The 20,397-nt window shown below is 31.7% G+C and carries 16 protein-coding genes; 5 read left to right on the top strand and 11 right to left on the bottom strand.

Translation table 11 applies throughout. The features are described from left to right. The first annotated feature begins 17 nt into the window (after window positions 1-17). Window positions 18-209, top strand: a complete 192-nt coding sequence (locus KA883_RS04370) for a hypothetical protein (protein WP_046208092.1) — start codon at window positions 18-20, stop codon at window positions 207-209. 242 nt (window positions 210-451) lie between these two features. Then, window positions 452-889, top strand: a complete 438-nt coding sequence (locus KA883_RS04365) for a MarR family winged helix-turn-helix transcriptional regulator (RefSeq protein ID WP_064209412.1) — start codon at window positions 452-454, stop codon at window positions 887-889. A gap of 402 nt (window positions 890-1,291) precedes the next feature. Here the strand turns inward: KA883_RS04365 and KA883_RS04360 are convergent, their stop codons facing one another. Together KA883_RS04360 and KA883_RS04355 are read right to left on the bottom strand one after the other, a co-directional pair. Next, window positions 1,292-2,452 (bottom strand): aminotransferase class I/II-fold pyridoxal phosphate-dependent enzyme, encoded by a 1,161-nt coding sequence (locus KA883_RS04360; protein ID WP_046207913.1) that lies wholly within the window; start codon window positions 2,450-2,452, stop codon window positions 1,292-1,294. Between the two features lie 120 nt (window positions 2,453-2,572). Further along, on the bottom strand, window positions 2,573-3,577 hold the full coding sequence (locus tag KA883_RS04355; RefSeq protein WP_046207912.1) for an acyltransferase family protein: 1,005 nt from the start codon (window positions 3,575-3,577) through the stop codon (window positions 2,573-2,575). A gap of 202 nt (window positions 3,578-3,779) precedes the next feature. Between KA883_RS04355 and KA883_RS04350 the strand changes: the two genes are divergently transcribed. Next, a complete protein-coding gene (locus tag KA883_RS04350) occupies window positions 3,780-4,202 on the top strand; it encodes a MarR family transcriptional regulator (RefSeq protein WP_046207911.1) in 423 nt (140 codons plus the stop codon). A 313-nt stretch (window positions 4,203-4,515) separates the two neighbouring features. On the opposite strand, the gene KA883_RS04345 is transcribed toward KA883_RS04350, so the two are convergent. The 4 genes from KA883_RS04345 to KA883_RS04330 form a co-directional block, all read right to left on the bottom strand. Continuing rightward, entirely contained in the window at window positions 4,516-9,033 is a 4,518-nt protein-coding gene (locus tag KA883_RS04345; RefSeq protein WP_046207910.1) for a GW dipeptide domain-containing protein, read from the bottom strand. Between the two features lie 236 nt (window positions 9,034-9,269). Next, entirely contained in the window at window positions 9,270-9,692 is a 423-nt protein-coding gene (locus tag KA883_RS04340; RefSeq protein ID WP_046207909.1) for a GNAT family N-acetyltransferase, read from the bottom strand. 78 nt (window positions 9,693-9,770) lie between these two features. Beyond that, window positions 9,771-10,241 (bottom strand): DUF2538 family protein, encoded by a 471-nt coding sequence (locus KA883_RS04335; protein WP_019468155.1) that lies wholly within the window; start codon window positions 10,239-10,241, stop codon window positions 9,771-9,773. Between the two features lie 22 nt (window positions 10,242-10,263). Continuing rightward, window positions 10,264-11,565, bottom strand: coding sequence for an LCP family protein (locus KA883_RS04330; RefSeq protein ID WP_046207908.1), 1,302 nt, complete (start codon window positions 11,563-11,565; stop codon window positions 10,264-10,266). Window positions 11,566-12,021: 456 nt separating this feature from the next. Here KA883_RS04330 and KA883_RS04325 point away from each other — a divergent pair, with 456 nt between their 5' ends. Together KA883_RS04325 and KA883_RS04320 are read left to right on the top strand one after the other, a co-directional pair. After that, window positions 12,022-13,680, top strand: a complete 1,659-nt coding sequence (locus KA883_RS04325) for a phospho-sugar mutase (protein ID WP_046207907.1) — start codon at window positions 12,022-12,024, stop codon at window positions 13,678-13,680. Between the two features lie 18 nt (window positions 13,681-13,698). Further along, window positions 13,699-14,877: a serine hydrolase domain-containing protein gene (locus KA883_RS04320; protein WP_046207906.1), complete on the top strand. Its 1,179-nt coding sequence runs from the start codon at window positions 13,699-13,701 to the stop codon at window positions 14,875-14,877. 390 nt (window positions 14,878-15,267) lie between these two features. Here the strand turns inward: KA883_RS04320 and rihC are convergent, their stop codons facing one another. The 5 genes from rihC to qoxA all read right to left on the bottom strand — a co-directional run bounded on the left by rihC (window position 15,268) and on the right by qoxA (window position 20,325). Further along, window positions 15,268-16,176 (bottom strand): ribonucleoside hydrolase RihC, encoded by a 909-nt coding sequence (gene rihC, locus KA883_RS04315; RefSeq protein WP_046207905.1) that lies wholly within the window; start codon window positions 16,174-16,176, stop codon window positions 15,268-15,270. 157 nt (window positions 16,177-16,333) lie between these two features. After that, window positions 16,334-16,624: a cytochrome aa3 quinol oxidase subunit IV gene (gene qoxD / locus KA883_RS04310; RefSeq protein WP_046207904.1), complete on the bottom strand. Its 291-nt coding sequence runs from the start codon at window positions 16,622-16,624 to the stop codon at window positions 16,334-16,336. Next, window positions 16,621-17,226: a cytochrome aa3 quinol oxidase subunit III gene (qoxC, locus tag KA883_RS04305; RefSeq protein WP_046207903.1), complete on the bottom strand. Its 606-nt coding sequence runs from the start codon at window positions 17,224-17,226 to the stop codon at window positions 16,621-16,623. Before qoxC ends, qoxD begins: the two co-directional genes overlap by 4 nt. Continuing rightward, window positions 17,216-19,204, bottom strand: a complete 1,989-nt coding sequence (gene qoxB, locus KA883_RS04300) for a cytochrome aa3 quinol oxidase subunit I (RefSeq protein WP_046207902.1) — start codon at window positions 19,202-19,204, stop codon at window positions 17,216-17,218. Before qoxB ends, qoxC begins: the two co-directional genes overlap by 11 nt. Continuing rightward, entirely contained in the window at window positions 19,204-20,325 is a 1,122-nt protein-coding gene (gene qoxA / locus KA883_RS04295) for a cytochrome aa3 quinol oxidase subunit II (protein WP_046207901.1), read from the bottom strand. Before qoxA ends, qoxB begins: the two co-directional genes overlap by 1 nt. Between the last annotated feature and the right edge of the window lie 72 nt (window positions 20,326-20,397).

The following is a 20,397-nucleotide window of genomic DNA, read 5'->3' as shown; positions in this document are numbered from 1 at the left end:
AATATAGAGGCTTTTGAATGAAAGTCATGGTATTAAAACTAAAACGACAACCGTTAATTTCTAGTGAATATTTAGAAATTAACGGTTTTTTTATTGTTTTAAAGTTGTCTAGTGATTATTTGATGCTGAGTGACAAATTGACCAATGCATGGTTCGAACGAATACACCTTATTACCAAAATGATACATAATGACTGGTTATATGAATGAATCTAAAGTTAAAAAAATTCATTTTCATCAATGATAAAAATGAGAATATAAAATGAAAATCCAGGTTTTAAATTTATTATTAAAAATTAAATGAAAAACATGTAAGTTGGATAAAATTAGTTTTCAGAATATTCTATTGACTAATACTAGTAATGTTAAAACTTTTAAACATTTTGTTATTATATTTGACCAAAAATAAAATTTCTATTAATATAATAAAAAAGGGCAGAGGAGAGTAATGAATGACACAATATAAAAATAAAGAACTTATGAAAGATATGTGTTTTCTGTTTTATGTTTCTAGTAAAGAGATAGTAAATAAATTTAACAAACACCTAAAGCAGTATGATATTAGCTTTCCAAATTATGTAGTGATGTTATATATTGAAAACTCAAATCCTGTATTTATCAAGACATTATGCGATCAATTATATTTAGATTCTGGTACAATAAGCCCAATTATTAAGAGACTCGAAAAAAAAGGACTAATTGAACGTATGAGAACAGAAGAGGATGAACGAAGAGTTAAAGTACAATTGACACAAAAGGGAAGTGTGTTAAAAGAGAAATTTGAGCAAATTTCAGATGAAGTGTTAACTCAGTTCAATATGAGTTCAGAAGATATAGATATATATTATAAATTAATGAAAAAATTTGCTGAAAAAAATATTTATCAATAAAATGCACATATTTGAAATATAAAGCGTAATATAAAAGAAGCCCGTAAATGAATTTTTAGAAATTCATTTACGAGCCTCTTTTATGTCATACTTCTTAACAGATATATTTTTAAGAAAATTACCTCTGCTTAAGTGCGTAGTTATCTCTAAGTAAGTTTTCCACATAATCCTCAGCATAATAATCACATTAAAAAATTCACTTTATTAATCCTACTATTATTAACAATTTGATATAGTTTCTCGATTTATTAAATCATTATACCGACTAATCGAATGTCGGATATTAATCACACTAAAATTTTTTGATTATATTCAATTGAGTTTTTTGACTGCCTACATAGAATATGGAAGTTAGCGTAGTAATCATTGGTAAATAAATTTTAAATACAAAATAACAAGGCGTTATTCATAATGTTCTTTTATATAAAGTTCTAATCTTCTCATTGCCTCTTTTAAGGCATCGAGTTCATAGGCATAAGAAATACGCACATGGCCTTTACCAATGTCTGTAAATGAAGAACCTGGTACTATTGCAACGTGTGCTTTTTCGAGTACATCAACGCAAAAATCAAAATCATTTTCTGTGAAATTTTCAATACTTGGGAAGATATAAAAAGCACCTTCTGGTTTAGCGTCGAGTTTAAAACCTAAAGATTGTAGTTTTGTGATTAAAAAATCTCGTCTTTCAATATATGCTTTGTTCATATAGTGAGGTGCATCTAATCCTTCGTTTAATGCTGCTATACAAGCTATTTGAGCAGGTACATTAGCACATATACAATTATAGGCATGCATAAATGTTAACTTTTCAATTAAATATTCAGGACCTATTAGAAAACCAATGCGAATCCCAGTAGCAGAGTGAGATTTACTTAATCCATTGACGAGCAATAACTGATCACGGATGGATTTAAATTCAGCAAAAGAAGTGTGTTGATGATTAAAGGTATTTTCTGCATAAATTTCATCACTAATGATAAAAATCTCTTCATTTTTTAACATTTCTGTAAGTGCATGAATTTCATCATAAGTCAAAATAACACCAGTGGGATTTGTTGGATAATTTAAAAGAATTGCTTTTGTTTTTGACGATATATTTTGCTTGATTGCTTCAGGTGTTATTTTGAAATCTGTTTTTGTAGTGTCGATATATACAGGAACGCCACCAAGTGTTTTAATTAAAGGGATATAACCTGCATAAATAGGGCTGGGGATTAATATTTCATCACCTGGGTTAATAATGCTTCTCAAAGCTGTGTCTAACGCTTCACTAGCGCCATTTGTAATAATAATTTCATCAGAGCTATAATGGAAACCATAGCGCTGTTTAAAATAATGACTGACTGCATTTCGTGTTTCAAGTAACCCTTTGTTATGAGAATACTTTGTTTGATTTTCTTTTATTGCAGTAATATATGCATTTTTTACGACATCAGGCATAGGAAAATCTGGTTGACCGATTGTTAAATTGATACAATCATCAATATCTTTAATTTTATTTGAAAATTGCCTAATACTTGGTGCTGTTAAAAATTTAGAATTGTCGTTTAATGATAGCTTCATTGTTTTTCACCTCAAAATAAAAATACCGATTTGTAGTTAAATAAGTATGACTAGCTTAAAATATCAAATTACTACCATCATAACATATTTGAATCAACTACAAATCGGCTGGAAATTATTTTAATCTTTAAAATTCGAAGGGGATTGCAAGTTAATAATTGGATTGGTCCACTTAGATATAAATCTAGTTGATAATACATATACAATTATACTAGTAAATAAGAGTAGATATATATAAGTCAGTATAGAGATGTGGTCTTTAAATGGATAAATATTAAAACCACGTATAATACCAATTACAATGCCATGTAGTAAATAGACATACATAGTTCGACGCCCAATGTATGTGAAAAATCTTTCTTTTTCAGGTATTAAATTAAGGAAAGAAAACATTGTAATTAAAATAATAAAGTATAATAGCAAACGTTTAATTGGACTATATAAATCTTGTTTACCTTCCAGTGACATATAAGGTGAATCACCTAATAACCAATCAGCATTTATAGGATGCAAGGTATAAATGATATAAAAAAGGAGTAAAATGCTAACAGCGACCGGTATGAATTTCTTATTTCTTAACACACGTGTATGTTCACTCGTAAATAAATAACCTAAATAAAAAATAGGGAAGAACATGATTGTTCTTGAAAAACTTAAATAATTGTCAATATTATCTGAGTAACCTGCAAATAAAGAAATAATAATAGATATTGGTAATACAAAATAAGGTTTATAGTCTTTTACTATTACTAATATGACATGGAAAAAGAATAATGTAAGTAAAAACCATAATGCAAAAACAGGATCAAATGGATCGAATTTAACACTGTCCTCTTTTCCTGTGAAATAATAGTAAAAGGTGAAAAACCCAAAGAAAATAAAATAAGGTATTAACAATTTTTTTGAAACTTTCTCTAGATAACCAGCTTTGCCTGCTTTTTTAGCAAAATAACCTGAGATGAATAAAAAACAGGGCATATGGAAACTATATATAGTTAAATAAAGTGAAGAAAGATATTTACTTTCTTCAGTATATGGTTGTAATAAATGACCAAATACAACAAGAAAAATTAATATCATTCTCGCATTGTCGAAGAAATAATCTCTTTCTTTTAACTGTGTCATAGGGTTGCTCCTTTTATATACAGGTAAAATTTATAATCACTGTTACTAATTTATTATAAAACATATGACAAATGCAACAAAACCGACTGATTTGTAGATTATTATTGTATATTATGAGGAATAACATTATAATATTAGAAAATAAAATAATAAATTTAAATGCTATTGAACATTTTAATTAAAGTAGTGGAGATGAAACAACATGTATAAACAACTAGAACAATTAATTACACTTACAAGTAATGATTTAAATTTAGTCAGTAGAAGGTTTGGCCAACGCACAGATTTAACTTCAGAACAGTTAGAAATGTTAAGGATTTTATATCATTATAATGTGTTATCACAATATGATTTAACAATGAAAATTAATAAAGAACAGTCTATTGTGTCTAGATGGATCAAAAAATTATGTCAAATGGGCTATATAACTAGTAAACAGTCAAACAAAGACTTAAGATGTAAAGATTTAATGATTACAGAAAAAACAAAAGCACTTGTTCAACAAATTAACGAAGTTAGGGTGGCTTTGATAGAAGCAAGGTGTCAAAATTTAACTTCAAATGATATTGAAAATCTAAATTATTTATTAAATAAATTAAATACGCATCATCATTATATCAAGTAAATGATAAATGGAGGCTAAAATTTTCAGCATCATTTTATTATGTAACACAGCGATATGATACAAATTTATGATAGGGTTCAAATGAACCAAAAATGCATAGAAACAATAAATAGCTATCCAATGATTGGAAAAGCTTTCATGTTGGAAAAGAACAATATGTCATAACAGAGATTTAAAAAGCTTCTATGACGTTTACAAAACTGTTTAGTATAATGATACTTAATATGTTAGCACTATATAAACAAATAAACCTTAGGTGAATTTTCACCTAAGGTTTATTTGTGTTTTAAAACTTACACATTATGATTTCATGCTATTTATATGTGTTTACATCAAAATATTTGCCCAATTTATTCATTGAATCATAGAAACCTTTAATACGTGTAGCATTATGAGATGCCCATGCAACATCAGTTGCATATTGATGAACGCCTGGATTATCAGGATTCCAACGCATTTTATACAAAGTATTTTGTCCTTGGTTAATGTATGAATTAGCAATGTATTTAGCGCCACCAACAATTGCTTTTTTAACAGTATCCCAGCCATTATTTTTAGCGGTAGCAAAACCTTGTTTTACAGGATCTTTATCAACGGCTCCAATACCAAACATATTGTAATATTTTTTAGCGCCATTAGTGACAACTTTATTATTTACTACGTCACCACCATTAGCAAGCTTAGAAGTTCCATTTCCAGTTTCAAGTAGGGCATGAGAAACTAAATAAACTTCATTAATGTTATAAGTTTTAGCAGCTTCACTAAATGCCTCACCTTGTCCTTCTAATATGCCTTTGCCAACTAATAGTTTATCTAAATCAGTACCAGAAATATTTTGTGATTTATCTAAGCGTAAGAATTGGTATTTTTGAGTTGGATCTTTAGCAAGCTTACTACTATCCATAGCATTTTTAATCTCACTTTTTGTTGCATCTTCCCATTTTCCAGGTGTACGTTGAATTTGAGGTTTGAATTTCAAACCATGTTGTAACGCTACTGCCTGATCTAAAGTAAGATTAGATTTATAGTATTTTACAAGCTCTTTTCGTAAGTCGCTTTCTTTTATCCAAACAATTTTACCGTTCGATAATTTACCATGATACCAAGTTACCCCATTAATGATTTGTTTTTCAAAAACAGTAAATATGCTTTCATGGAAACCTTTTAATGATCCAGCTGATTTTGTAGCATTAGGATCAAGGTAATAGTTACCATTGGCATTGTAAATAACATAGTCGAATTTTTGTGGTGTGATTTTTGATTGTGTTGGAGTTTTATTCAAATCTTTAGCTGCAATCCAACCAGTTTTATTATTGACGTTTCCGTATAGGTACTCGTCTTTATCAACAAACACAGATTTTGATGCGTTAAATTTACTGTTTTTAATATTATTTTGGGGATCTAATTGCTGATTTTTTGTACCCCATGGAATTGCATATAAGCCATTGTTAGTAGCTTTTACAGTATATTGTCCATTTTTAGCTTTTGTTTTGCTTAAGTTACGCGTATTTATATCTTTAGTATTAACCCAACCAATTGGTGTATTTTGTTTTGTATTTTGGATTAACACATAAGTGTTATTACCTTGAGTACGTTGCTTAGTTACAGTATACGTACGACCAGCAAATTTAGAAGCATTTTTACCTTTTTTATCATAAACAGTTGCTTTAATACCAGAATTATTTGTGTTTAATTGTCCGATTTTACTAACAGATGTTGTAGGAGTAGCAGTAGCTTTTGTAACTGCTTCTTTAACAGTGATGTCACCTGTTTGCATCCAACCTAGGTTAGTATTTGTTTTGTTATCTGTAATTAAATAAAATGAATTTTTACCTAATGTAGCTTTTTTACTTAATTTGTAAGTTTTACCATTCACATATGATTTTTGAATACCTTTTTGATCATATACAGATGTATAAACACCATGATTTGTTTTAGCGACTGTACCTTGTTGATTGATAAGCGTATTGACAGTTAAATTATTACTTGTACTAGGGGAGGTAGCTGTTTTACTTGTTGAAGTTAATTTACTTAAGCTTACCCAACCGGATAAATTATTTACTGTGCCATAAATATAATTTGTTTTGCCAATTTGCTGCTGTTTTGATGCTTTGAATGTTTGACTAGAGCTGCCTGAAACTGTGCCTGCTTTCTGAGAACTAGTGCCCCAAGGTACAGTATAAATCACTTCACCAGGTTTGATTTTATAAGATTGATTATTTTTAGCAACTGGCTTAGCAGAGTTATAACTTACATCACTTTGATGTACCCATCCAATTAAATTACCTTTATTATAATCAGAAACTAAGTAAAAGTTTTTGTTTCCTAAAGTCGCCGATTTTGTAACTTTTAACGTTTGATTCGTTTTACTTGTTTTTCTACCATTTTGATCATAAACAGTGGTATATAATCCATCATTATTTGTGTTTATGCGCCCAACACCGTTGTTCGTTGATACTGTTAATTTACCAGTATTAGTAGACGGTTTTGTAGTAGAACCACTTGACTCATTTTTGCTTCCACTTGTACTTCCAGATGACGTAGAACCCCAAGCGGCAGCTTTACCTGTTTTAATTAAATATTTTTCATAAATTAAATCATAAAGTTCATCATAACTATAATTATGATTAGCTAAATAACCATGTGGATCGATATGATCTGATCCACCTAAATAATTACTTACAGCTTTATGCGTCCAAACAGTCCCAACACCATCATACTCAGCGCTATCAGGAGCAAGTCCATAATATTGTAGGTTTGTAGCTGCATAGTCTGCATAGTTATTGATAGAACGAGCAAATGAATCATAGTCATGAGTATGGACTAATTCTACATGAATAAAGCGTTCGTTTGCAGCTGGACCAGCACCCCATGCTAAATAATCTGTATTAGCTGTTTCAATAATACGATTACCATCTACATAAGCATGTACAAATGCGCTATTATAATTATTTTTCATGTAATTTATTTCACCAGTTATTGTTGAATTATCGTTTGCAGTATCATGCATAACGATACCTTCAGGTTTACCATAACGATACTGATATTTTGGTAAATAACTTGCGATATCTTGTTCATAGTTAGGTGCTTTGAAGTTATTTTTACGAATATAATTATTTATTGACGAATTTACTTTTGGCGTATATTTAGGTAATGAACTTTTAGATGTAGATTTAGTACTGACAGCTGATCTTGTAGCTATAGTTGGTGTACTAACTGATCTAGCCATTCTTAATTTTGGTGTTGCCTCACTTTTATAGACTTGAACTGTTTTTGGTGACGTATTTATATCTGAATCTAAAGTATTCACTTTTTCAGTTTGTGCTTCATTGTCAGATTGAGTTGTTGTAGTTGTCTCACCAGAAGTTACCTCAGAGTCAACAACCTCAGAATCATTATCATTTTGAGCGACATTAGCGTTATCATCATTCTGATCTGCTACGTTAGTGCTGTCGTCTTTACTTTCATTAGTGTTGGAAGCCGTACTATTATCGTTTGCAGAATCAGAAGTTGATTCATCAGAAGCGACCTCAGAGTCAGCAACATCAAAAGCATTATCATCTTGAGCGACATTAGCGTTATCATCATTCTGATCTGCTATGTTAGTACTGTCGTCTTTACTTTCATTAGTGTTGGAAGCCGTACTATTATCGTTTGTAGAATCAGAAGTTGATTCATCAGAAGCGACCTCAGAGTCAGCAACATCAGAAGCATTATCATCTTGAGCGACATTAGCGTTATCATCATTCTGATCTGCTATGTTAGTACTGTCGTCTTCACTTTCATTAGTGTTGGAAGCCGTACTATTATCGTTTGCAGAATCAGAAGTTGATTCATCAGAAGCGACCTCAGAGTCAGCAACATCAGAAGCATTATCATTTTGAGCAACAGTAGTTTTATCATCATTCTGATCTGCTACGTTAGTGTTGTCGTCTTTACTTTCATTAGTGTTGGAAGTAGTACTATTATCGTTTGTAGAATCAGAAGTTGATTCATCAGAAGCGACCTCAGAGTCAGCAACATCAGAAGCATTATCATCTTGAGCAACATTAGCGTTATCATCATTCTGATCTGCTACGTTAGTGCTGTCGTCTTTACTTTCATTAGTGTTGGAAGCCGTACTGTTATCATTTGCAGAATCAGAAGTTGATTCATCAGAAGCGACCTCAGAGTCAGCAACATTAGAAGCATCATCATCTTGAGCGACATTAGCGTTATCATCATTCTGATCTGCTACGTTAGTGCTGTCGTCTTTACTTTCATTAGTGTTGGAAGTAGTACTATTATCGTTTGTAGAATCAGAAGTTGATTCATCAGAAGCGACCTCAGAGTCAGCAACATCAGAAGCATTATCATCTTGAGCAACATTAGCGTTATCATCATTCTGATCTGCTACGTTAGTGCTGTCGGTTTTCACATCAGTACTTATAGAAACATCATTATTTACTGCTTGGGCATCTGTATTTTTATTGCTGTCAGAATTATTTTGATTTTCTTGATTTTGTGTAGAATATGTATTTTGACTTGATGTGTCTTTGTTTAGTTCGTCTAATTGTGCATCATAATTTTCAGGTTCATCTGACTTGAGTTCTTGCACTTGACTTGGATCATTGTATGTTTGTGTCCCTGAAATATTTGTCGTTGGATTACTAACTTCAGATTTTATTTCTTCGCTTTGCTTTAAGGTATTTTCATCATTCAACACATTTTTATTTGATTTCTGATTTTGTGTATTATCAGCTGCATGTGCATAATGGGTTGTCAAAGCTGTACCAGCTAACGTCAATGCAACTATTGAAGGTACCTTATAATTCAACTTTTTATTAGTCATTTAACTGCCCCTTTTATTATTAATATTTAATACCATTATAATACGAAGATAGTTTAATTGAATTGATTTCATAGATTTGTAATATAAAATTAATCTTATTAAGACACTAAAAAAGTAGAAATAATTTAAGAAAAGGCGGAAATACGCCTAATTTTAAATATATTAAAATATTACACTCTTTGGAATATTACATAATAAAGATGTACATTAACTGCAACTTTATTAAATTATTTAGTTCAAATTGTTTTATTCATTAAAATATGTTCAATATTTTCTTCTAAGAAAATATCACCTGAAGCTTTATAACCTAAAGATTCATAAAAGCGTTGTGCATGGCATTGGGCATTAAGCGTTAACATATTATACCCTTGTTCTTTTGCTACTGTTTCAATAAAAAGCATTAAAGCTTTGCCATGACCTGATTTTCTATGTGTTGGTAAAATTGCTACGCGCTCAATTTTTGCTCCATTTTGATAGGGTCTAAACCTTCCAGTTGCAAAAGGGGAGTGTAGTTCATCATAACCTATGACATGAGTAGCGGTAGATTCAAATTGATCTATTTCATTTTCAAGCGGGACTCCTTGTTCATGAACAAAAACTGCTTTTCTAATTTCGTATGCATCATCCAACATTTTAGATGTAGTAACCACTTCGAACATGATAAAACCTCATTTCTTTTGAATATAATAAAACTACCCTATCACATTTATAATGTAATAGGGTAGTTATTTAATGTATTATTGAGCTTCTTGACGTACTAATGCAGTGTATTGCCAAAAAATTCTCATTTGTGCAATATTCCAATTGTTCATCCCCATAGTAAAACCTGACGGCCTAAATAAATTGACGTCTGTTACTTCAAGGGCTGCTGCAATTAAATATTGTAGTGGTACACTAAGTTCTTTCATTGTTTCCGTTATACCATTTTGGTCATAAACCCAAGAAAAAGGCAGTTCTGATTCAAAAACATCAACTTTATCAAAAATTTCGGGTAGTGCTACGATATAACATGCACCGTCTACAACAGGGTTGGTTTCACTATCCTTGTAGTAGATTCGTAAAGCTTCATAGTTTTCACGATGTGCGTGATTAACATAGAAAAATTCATTTCTAAAAAGTGCCATATCCTTACTATGGATTAATTGTTGTTCTAAAACGTTAAACATACCGTTTATATTCGCTAATTTTTCATATGTTTTTCGTGACATGTCGCGATCTCCTCTCTACAGCTTAATATAGATTTGTTTGTAATTCTTGTGTGTTTTGTTGTTGATTTGGATCCTGCTGCTGTTGGTTAGGATCTATTTGTTGGTTGTAATCAGATTGTTGATTTGAATCGTTCGGTTGCTCTGTCGTTTGGTTATTATCTGTTTGATTCATATTATTTTGTTGATTTTCATTTGTAGAATTTGGATCTTGTGAATTTGAATTATTTTGTTCCGATTGTGAATTTGAATCGTCTTCATCTTCCTCAGAGCTATCTTTTTGATTTTTACGTAATAAACTACTATCAATTTCTGTTTGTGGTACGAGTGTACCATAAAAGTCGATGACACGTTTATTTAAGAAATCGTCTGTATCTTTAATTTTAGGTAAATTTAAATCGCTGCGCAAAAGATTTGCAGTATCTTGTATATTTTTAATATTAGGATTATAGTAATAAACACCATTTAAATAATCATCTTGACCTTCTAGCTGTTTACTTTTAATTTTAACATCATCTTTTAAGTAAGATGTAGCTAGTGCTTTTACTTCTTTGTAACTTAAATTATGCTTCGCGTTTTTACCTACTATTTCAATTACATCATCTAATTTACTGAATGAATCTGCTTTTTGAGCTTTAATAAATAGCTTTTTAATTAAATCCATCTGTCTTTGGCCACGTTTTAAATCTGAATCTTGATGACGTGTTCTAGCGACTGCTAAAGCTTCATCTCCATTTAGTTTTTGGTGACCTTTTTTCACTTTTATTTTTCCTGTATCGTTTGTATTTGGTTCAGAAATATTATATGGAACATCGTATTCAATGCCACCGAGTTCATCAACGGCATCCACGAATGCTTCCATGTTAATTCTTACATAATAATCAACGGGCACATTTAATGTAGCTTCTACTGAATCCATAGAAGCTGTAGGGCCGTTGTATGCATGTGCGTGTGTAATTTTATCATAATAGCCGACTTCTGGAATGTAACTGATTGTATCGCGTGGGATACTTAACATTCGAATTTGTTCTTTATCTGCGTTAAAAGTAGATAATATCATTGCATCAGTTCTTGATTGTTCAGCACTTTGCCCATTCTTTTCACGACCACTATTATCATCGATACCTAAAAATAAAATAGAGATTGGATCTTTAGACGGGTTTACTTTAGATTCACGAATACTTGATTCTCTAGAAGTATCGCTCGTATTCAATGAATGCTCAAATGCACCTTGTGACGATTTAAGTAATAAAACGGCAAATATAACTGGAACAACTACAAGAATTAAAGATAGAAATATTAAAAGGTATTTTAAAAATTTATTCATGTATGAAGCTCCCCATCGTATGTGATTTTGTATATATTACAATATTGATCTAATGTTAAGTTTTTGATTATTTCATTAAATTATTGTAAAGAGAAATTTGTACTATAACTTATAATTTTATAACTAACATTAAAAAATATCAACTAAGAATTTATCCTACTAAAGTTTGAATTATAAATTGGCGTACAGTTGACCATTAAAATATTCTTGATGAAAATAAAAGAAATAATTATTAAGAAAAACGACATGGCTAAAATGATTTATTTATAAACTTACGATATAATTAGCATATGTTAAATGTTATCAATGATTGATAATATTAATATTTTTACTTCAGCAAGTTTTTAAGCAGAGATTTTAAAGTCATAGCGATTTTTGGTATTTATTAAATTAAATCAAAGATAATACCGTATGAATAAATTGTTAATATATTGAAGTTTCAAGGAGGATATAACCATGAAATCAGAATGGTTGGATAAATTAGATGAAAGTTTAGTAAAAAAATTTTATGAAGCACAAACAGAAAAAGAAATAGAAGAAGGGTTTAGCGGAAACCTAACATTTGGGACTGCTGGAATACGTAGTACTTTCGGTTTAGGACCGGGTCGATTGAATGCATTTACAGTCCGCAAAGTTGCATTGGGTTTATCGCAATATTTGAAAGCAAAATTTGATAATCCATCCATCGTAATCCATTTTGACACAAGATTGTTATCGAAAGCATTTTCAGAAGAAATGGCGTCGGTTTTAGCTCAAAATAATATTACTACGATTTTATCAGAAAATTACAAATCCACACCTGAATTATCATTTGCGGTGAGATATTTAAAAACAAGTGCAGGTGTGATGATTACTGCTAGTCATAATCCCAAAAACTATAATGGGATTAAAATATACGATCAAAACGGTGGACAATTATTACCCGATGAATCAGAACATTTAAGTCAATATATTAACGCTATTGAGCATCCACTACAGATTGATAGAGATGATTTTAATTTATTACTCGAAGATAATAAAATCACATATATGTCAAATGAAGTCACTGAAGCTTATAAAAATGAAGTGAAAGATTTAGTAGGGGATATTCCTGAGAAACAAGCTAAAGTCGTACTTACGAGTTTACATGGTACGAGTTTACCTTTGGCTTCTGATATATTATCAGAATTAAACTATGATAACTTTGTTATTGAAAAAGAACAGTCAACCCCAGATGGTAATTTTCCAACTGTAGCGATAGCTAATCCTGAAGATGAGGCTGTTTTTGAACGCGGTATTAAGCTCGCAAACGATACAGATGCACAATTAATTATAGCGACTGATCCTGATGCTGATAGATTGGGTATAATTGAACGTTATAATGACCAAACGTACAGATATTTTAATGGAAATGAAATTGGTATTTTGCTTACTAAATTAAGATTCCAAGATTTAGTAGAAGAAGGTAAGCAACTATACATGATTAAATCTATAGTCACAAGTGAACTTGCGGAAAGGTTAGCCATAGCATTAGATGTAGAAGTGAATAATGTATTAACAGGATTTAAATACATTTCAAATTTATTGGAAACAGAAAATGCTCATCAAGATAAGCAATTACTAATTGCTTTTGAAGAAAGCCATGGCTATTTAGCAAAGCCATTTTCAAGAGACAAAGATGCAATACAAATGGTTCCTTTATTAATCAAATATAAAAATTTATTAGCGAATAACGGAATGACATTTAAAGATACAATAGAAGATATTTATGCGCATATCGGTGCATATAAAGATAAAACTCTATCACCGACATTTGAAGGCGCAGAAGGCATTGAAAAAATCACTAAAATAATGGATCAATTTAGAAATAAAGATGTTTCAACGATTTGTGGTCTTGAAGTAACACAAGTTGAGGATTACCAATTAGGTACCATTAAAAATTTAAGAGAGGGTAGTACTGAGGCATTATCATTACCTGAAACCAATTTAATTCGCTTTATTTTTGATGAAGGTTTCATTGCATTGAGACCTTCTGGTACTGAACCTAAAATCAAGTTGTATTTCTCATTAAATATAGAAGATATTGATGCTTTAACAAATCAATTTAAAGAGGAATATATCAATCATATAAAATAACAACAAAGAGGCAACAACATGAAAGTCAACAAATATAAAATAATCATTGTTTTAATCATTTTCATATTTTTGGTTTTAAGTTTTACTGGTTATAGACACTATAAACAAATGAAAGATTATATTAGTCCTTCAAAGATTTCAACCAAGGAAAATGAAAAACAATCATCTAAGAAACAAAAAAAGTTAAAAACAGTCGTTGATCACAAACATCCACAAATTAATAAAATAGATGAATATTTGGAACAAACTCATTTTAATGGTACGATTGCGCTTTTTGAAAAAGGTAAACTTAAATTGAATAAAGGCTATGGTTATCAAGATTTTGAAAAGAGTGAAGAAAATAATGCTAATACGATGTTTTTAATTGGCTCAGCACAAAAATTTTTGACAGGTATCATGTTAAAACAATTAGAAATTGAAGACGAGATTCATATGATGACGCCAGTAAAGCATTATTTAGAATGGTTTGATTCAATTTATCCACTTTCGATTAAGCAACTAATGTTACATCAAAGTGGGTTATATAAATATAAAGCTAATCCAAAATTTAAAGATTTAAATGATGCAACACATGCAATACAACAGAGAGGTATCAACCCTTTAGAATATAATAAATATCAATATAACGATGCTAATTATTTAATATTATCGAAAGTAATAGAGACGGTGACACATAAGTCTTATATGCAGAATTTAAATGAAAGATTAGTGAAACCATATAATTTAGAATATACGGCACGTTATAGTAATTTAAATTTTCAAAAATATATGGCTGTTGGTTATAAAAATGATAAATTAACTGGAAGACGTATTCGTCAAAAACCTAATATATTAAATCAATATGATGGGGCAGGTAACCTTTACATGTCTCCTTATGATATGGGGAAAGTGGTATTAAATTTACAAGACAATAGAATTTTTGACGAAACAACGACCATGCCTTTTATTCATGAAAGTTTGACTACACAATATCCTAGACCATACCGATACGGTTTTTATTCTTTTGCTGATAAAAATAGAATTAATGGCATTTTTTTCGGCAATATATTCACAGTATATTTTAATGATAATTATGTTATTGTACTAGCAACGAATTATGACAACGGCAAAATGAATAATGAATATAAAATGAAACATATTTACTTTAAGTTATTACATCAAGATGGTCATTATAATAGAGTAAAACAGTTGTATTGAAAGGGAATAGTGATAGGTGTTTAATATCACTGATTAAAACATAACCGTCAATTTCTATCAAACCACGATAGAAATTGACGGTTTTTCTTTTATAATAAGTTGTTTATGTTTTGAGGACAAATTATAGTTCATGTTTCGCAAAATGCATGCTTTTTATACGGTAATGTTAATTAGAGATAAATACATGCATGATATATCTCGCTAAATTAGTTTGTCCATGGATTTCCTTAGAAAAGGTGTGTTAGTTTTTCTGCAAAATAAATACTTTTTTGTTTTGTAAGATGCAGACTGGATTGTCGTAGATATGATTAATTACGAATCTGAGTTCATACATATGATCCAAAATTGTAAATAATAAAAGATGAGTCAAGCGATTTGTGTATTAAAATTTTACTTACAATACTTTAAAGCATCGATAAACATCTGCTTAAAGATATTTGCTTGTACTGACATTACTACGGTTGTATTAGGAAATTGAGATTTGAAGTCAACTACTGAAGCACCCTTGGTTAATTTGCCATCTGTTTCAATTTGCACATCAGCTTCTCGTACAACAAAGTGTTCTGGATGCAGTAGATAAAGCAATGTATAAGCATCGTATACATTAATACCTTTTTCAAAATCGTCTCCTCTATAATGTTTGAATAACTGATGCAACATCTTACCAGTCTCGTTGATTGATTTTAGTTCATTAATTGTTTCATGTGTCAAACTAGAACTTCTAGCAACATCTAATCCTATCATTGTTATAGGTAGGCCAGAATTAAATACGATTTGAGCAGCTTCAGGATCACAATAAATGTTAAATTCAGCTAATGGTGTTACATTACCTCGAAATGCTGAGCCACCCATTAATACAATTTCTTTAATGTATGCTTTCACTTCAGGATAAGTCATTAATAATAATGCAATATTCGTTAATGGGCCAATAGGAATAAGTGTGATAGGCGTTTCGCTTTTGAGTAAAACATCTCGCATGGCCTCAACAGCATGAGTAGAATCGAGATCACTTTCATTGATTTCTGGGAAAGTATATCCTTCCATTCCCGATTCACCATGTACTTCACTTGCATCTACAATAGCTGATAAAAGTGGTTGTGAAGCACCTCTATGTACAGGTACATCGCTATTAAAGAAACGTTTGATTTTTAATGCATTAGCAGTTGTTTTTTCGATTCCAACATTACCATTGACTGTAGAAATCATTTTCAAATCAAATTCTGGATGGTTTAAAGCAAAGCTAATCGCTGCTGCATCATCAATACCTGGGTCTGTATCAATAATAATTGGTTGTTTCATAATTATCTAATCCTCCTGTTACAAAAATAGCATTATCAATTATATTCTACATCTTTTGGAGAAAGAAATGTTACAAAGTAAATTATTTAATGAAAGGTATAGGGGAGATGGATACGGGAATAAAAAAAGACTTCTCTTTCGAGAAGTCTTTTTGGGATTATAAGTGGCTTGAGTGTCCACCTTGCATTACCCAATACGTACCAATAACTGTAATTAGAGTAATGATAACCGCAAATATAACTTTAAACCCTTGTACATTTCCATCTTTACCTTCAGTTAAGTGCATGAACATTAATAATTGTACTGCAGCTTGGATAAAGGCAAAGCCAAAGATGATTGTAATCTTAGCATTTAGTGCCATTGATGTGTATAGGGTTACGAATACTGCTAAAATAGTCAAAACGATTGAGCCAATAAAACCTACTGTGTGTTTTACAATTGTATTCATCCGCTAAACACCATCCCTATCATATATACGGCAGTGAAGATGAAGATCCAAACAACATCTAAGAAGTGCCAATATAAACTTACTATAAATAATTTAGGAGCATTATCTTTATTTAATCCACGCATTGCAACTTGAATTAATAGACATGTAATCCAAACAATCCCTAGAGATACGTGGGCACCATGTGTTCCTAAAAGAATAAAGAAACTAGACCAGTAAGAACCAATAGTTAAGTTAACACCTTCTGAGACATAGTGAGCAAACTCATAAATTTCAAAGCCTACGAACACTACTCCGAATAGTAAAGTGATAATCATCCATATTGTCATTAATTTTGCTTTTTCTTGTCTCATATAGTAAATAGAAATACCACAAGTGTAAGAACTAATTAATAACGCAAATGTCATTATTAAAATTAGGGGTAATTCGAACATTTCAGTTGTCATTTTACCGCCATAATCGCCACCGTGTTGAAGCGTTAATAGGGTTGCGAATAGCGTACCGAATAATGAGACTTCCGCTGTAAGGAATACCCAAAAGCCAAGTCTATTTAAATTACCTTCATGCGAACGTTGATCAATAGTGTTTGCATCATGACTCATGACTTACAGCCTCCCTTTCTTTAATACGTGCTTCACGTAAACGTTTTTCGGTTTCTGCTACTTCAGAAGCTGGAATATGATAACCGTGGTCTACTTGGAAACTGCGGTAAATCATAGTACCAAAGATACCTATTAAGCAAATAACGGCTGGAAGTATAGTTTCAAAGACAAGGAAGAATCCACCGATTGTGAAGAAAATTCCCATCCAGAAACCAACTGGCGTATTATTTGGCATATGGATATCAGAATAATTGTGATTATCTAAGTAGTGTCTACCGTGTTCTTTCATATTTACAAATGTATCGTAGTCATTCCAATCTGGTGTAATAGCAAAGTTGTATTTAGGTGGCATTGCTGAAGCAGTTGACCACTCTAATGTACGTCCTAAGCCATCCCAGTTGTCACCAGTAGCTTCACGTGGTGCTTTGAAGAAACTATATACGATACTAGCAACTAAGAACATAAAGCCTAGTGCCATCATTAATGCACCGACAGTAGAGATTGCGTTTAGCAACCACCATCCATCTTCTGGCATATAAGTGTATAAACGACGTGGCATACCATCTAATCCAAGGATGAATTGAGGTAAGAAACAAACGTTAAATCCAATCATGAATAACCAGAAACTCCATTTGTTTAATGTCTCGTTTAACTTAAATCCAGTCATCTTAGGCCACCAGAAAATGAGTGCACCTAAACAAGCAAATACAACACCAGCTACTAATGTGTAGTGGAAGTGAGCAACTAAGAAGTACGTATTATGGTACTGATAGTCGGCTGCTGCCATTGCAAGCATAACACCAGTTACACCACCAAGTAAGAAGTTAGGAATGAATGCTAATGCGAATAGCATAGGCGATTCAAATGTAATTCTACCTTGATATAAAGTGAATAACCAGTTAAATAATTTAACACCTGTTGGTATACCAATCAGCATAGTTGTGATTGAGAAGAATGAGTTAATTAATGCACCATTACCCATAGTGAAGAAATGGTGAACCCAAACTAAGAAACTAAGGAATGCGATACCTGCTGTTGCCCACACCATACTTTGGTGACCAAACAGACGTTTACGTGCAAATGTTGGAATAATTTCTGAATAAATACCGAATGCCGGTAGGATAACGATATAAACTTCGGGGTGCCCCCATACCCAGAAGAAGTTAGCCCATAGCATTGGCATACCACCATTTGCGACTGTAAAGAATGCAGTATCGAAGATTCTATCTGTTGTAAACAGTGCTAGCGCAACTGTCAATACTGGGAAAGCCAAAATAACGATTAATGCTGTAATGAAAGTAGTAACCGTGAACATTGGCATTTCCATAAATTTCATCGTAGGTGTTTTACATCTAAGTATTGTTACAAAGAAGTTAATACCAGTCATTAGGGTACCTATACCAGAAATCTGTATTGCGATAAGGTAGTAGTTAACCCCAGGTCCTGGACTGAATTCTCCTGCGAGTGGTGCATAGTTAGTCCAACCAGCTGCAGGTGAGCCTCCGATTATAAATGATAGGTTGAATAACAACATACCAGAGAAGAATAACCAGAAACTTACGTTATTTAATACAGGGAATGCAACGTCTCTTGCACCAATTTGAAGAGGTACAATAACATTCCATAAACCAAAGATGAAAGGCATCGCCATAAAGATAATCATTATTACGCCGTGCGTACTAAAGACTTCATTATAGTGATTTCCTTCTAAGAATGTATTATCTGGAATTGCTAATTGTGTACGCATCATTAGGGCATCAATACCACCACGTACGAACATTAATACAGCACAGATTAAATACATAGCACCAATTTTTTTATGGTCAATAGACGTGAACCATTCTCTGTATAGATATTTCCACAATTTAAAGTAAGTAATTACTGCGATTACTGCGATGATAGCAAACGGTGCACCAATCTGCGCCATTGTAATCATCCAGTTACCTTGAACGAGTAATTGATCCCATGGGAAATTCATTAATGTCCACCTCCATGTTCATGGTCTTTTTTCTCAGCTTTAGATGCTTTTTCATCTTTAGCACCTTCTGAGATTTTTTCCATTTCATCCATATTATGTGATTCTTCATCTTTGAATTCACTATCATATGGTTCATTATTGCCTAGAATCATAGCTTTCATACCATGACGTTCATAGTTTGCGTTTGTGATTTGAGGTTTACGTGCAGGTTTATTCGGTTTATCCAATACATCTTTTTTAATTTCTTCAGGTGTATTGAAGTTTGGATCTTTCTGTACGTAATTGAAACGATCATAAGCATGGAAAATATACTCAGGATCAGCTGCTGGATCAACAAACGCCATGTGCGTACCACTGAAAGTTAAGTTTTTATTTTCAGTAGTTGGTAAAAGTTGTTTATCAAAAGTATCTTGATCTAATTTCTTTTGACTTTGAGCATCTTTTACCCAATCCTTAAATTTACTTTGGCTAACAGAATTAACATCAAATGTCTGACGAGCGAATCCTTCACCGTTGAAGTTTGAGTTACGTCCTCGGAACGTACCTTCTTCGCTAGCAGTTAATGTCCAATCCATTGTCATACCAGTCATCGCGTATTTTTGACCACCTAATTGTGGTATCCAGAAACTTGTCATCATATCCATTGATTGGAGTTTGAAGACAACAGGGCGATCTTTAGGTATTGTTAGGTGGTTAACAGTTTCGATTTTTTCTTCAGGATAACTGAAGAACCACTTATAACCAGCGCTTGTTGCATAGACAACAAGTGGATCGTCTTGTTTTTCCGGTTTAGCTTCATACATATAAAGTGATTTTACTGTAGGAATCGCTAAAGCGATAACGATGATCACCGGAATGATAAACCAAATTGTTTCAATTAAAGAATTGTGGTGCATCTTACCAGACTCGTCTGTTTTGTGTAATCTATATTTATATAGGAACAGAGCAAACATGATAAGTACGGCGGCAATAATAACAAGCATGAAGATGATTGAATAAATAATCAAGAACTTCGAGTCACTTGCTACCGGCCCTTTTGGGTTTAAAACTTCTACATTTGAACAACCACTAAGTATAATTAGTGAGCCAAAGAGTAGAAGCAAAGACTTAAATTTTGACACTTTTTTGACCTCCTAATACTACAATTGTAGGGCTTACCATCAATTTTAAGATATTACGCAATATTTACAAGT

The organism is Staphylococcus sp. GDY8P54P (assembly GCF_017892645.1).
Taxonomy (GTDB): Bacteria; Bacillota; Bacilli; order Staphylococcales; family Staphylococcaceae; genus Staphylococcus; species Staphylococcus ureilyticus.
The sequence above is the reverse complement of the archived record's forward strand: the minus strand, read 5'-3'. Positions and strand labels throughout refer to the sequence as shown.